Raw genomic sequence first — 1,504 nt, forward strand, 5'->3', positions numbered from 1 at the left:
TCCGGGCGGGGAGTTGGGGAGACGAGGTGTCGGGGCCGCCGGGCCCGGAGGGGACCTTCGTCACGGCCGGGCCCGGGTGCTGCGGTGCTGTGGTCATCGGCGGTCGCCGCCGCTCATTTCTCGGTGACCTGGTTGTTCGTGGCCGACTTGAGCTCGTCGTCGTACGAACTCGCCGCCTTGTCCACCGACATGTCGCCCGTCGTCACGCCCTCCATCGCCTCCTGGATGGCGGTGGAGACCTTCGGGTACGCCGGGTAGGCGGGGCGGTAGTGCGTGCTCGCCACCAGGTCCGTGAAGAACTTGATGCCGGGCTGGGCGGTCGCGTAGGCGGGGTCGGCGGCGACGTCCTTCCGTACGGAGATACCGGAGTTGGCGATGTACCACTTCTCCGCGTTCGCCTTCGTCTGCATCGTCTTGATGAAGTCGAAGGCCAGGTCGGGGTTGCCGGCCTTGGAGGGGATCGCCCAGGTCCAGCCGCCGGACATGCTCACCTTGCCGGGCGCCTGGCCCTGCTGCGTGGGCATGTACGCGAGGCCCAACTCCTTTGACCAGTCCGGCCATTCATGCCCGCTGCCCTTCAACCAGGCCTGGGGCAGCCAGGATCCGTCGAGCGCGATGCCGAGTTTGCCCTTGGGGAGCAGTTCACCGGCCACGTAGGTCTGGATGTTGGGGTCGAGGGCGTCGGACACGTCCGGGCCGAGCTTCTCCTTGTAGACCGTGTGGACGAAGGAGAGCGCGTCCTTGAAACCCTGGCCGCCGGCGATCCACTTCTTCGTCGACTTGTCGTAAAGGGGGTCCGTGGAGCCGTCGTTGGTGCCGTAGAGCAGCATCTCGAAGCCCTGCATGGTGGCGGCCTCGCCGGCCGGCTTCCCCGTGTAGACGTTGAGTGGGGTGACGCCGGGAACCTTCTGCTTGATCGTGCGGGCCGCGGCGAGCACGTCGGCCCACGTCTTCGGCTGCCAATTCGCGGGCAGACCGGCCTTCTTGAAGATCCCCTTGTCGAACCAGAGGCCTCGCGTGTCCGTGCCGTCCGGGACGCCGTACGTCTTGCCGTCCTCGGCCTTCGCCGCCGACTTCGCCGTGTCGATGAACTGGTTCCAGTCCGGCCACTTGTCGAGGTAGGCGTCGAGGGGCTTCAAGTACCCGGACGTGATGTCGCTGTTGATGAGGAACGTGTCCTCGTAGACCAGGTCGGGGGCCGTCTTCGGCGAGCGGAGCATCTGCTGGAGCTTGGTGTAGTACTCCGAGTCCGGGGCCTTGATCGGGACGAGCTCGACCTTCTTGCCGGGGTACTGCTTCTCGAACTGCTTCTTCATGTCGGCGAGGTAGGTGTCCATCACCTTGATGGAGTTGTCCGTCGACTGCTTGAAGGAGATCTTGACGGTGTCTGGGCTGCTGCCGGAACCGCTGCCGCAGGCGGTGAGGGTGGTTGCGGCGAGGGAGAGAGCGGCGAGAGCAACTAGGGGTGTGAGTACGGCAGTTCGGTGGGGGCGGGCGGCGGTGG

1 protein-coding gene is annotated in these 1,504 nt (G+C 66.2%); it reads right to left on the reverse strand.

Annotation, left to right across the window (positions count from 1 at the left end; all coding sequences use genetic code 11):
• Positions 1 to 113: 113 nt before the first annotated feature.
• The coding region (locus tag ACNFOC_RS54270; RefSeq protein WP_416966296.1) for an extracellular solute-binding protein at positions 114 to 1,504 on the reverse strand (1,391 nt) is incomplete at its 5' end.

This window comes from Streptomyces colwelliae (assembly GCF_048158785.1).
Classification (GTDB): Bacteria; Actinomycetota; Actinomycetes; order Streptomycetales; family Streptomycetaceae; genus Streptomyces.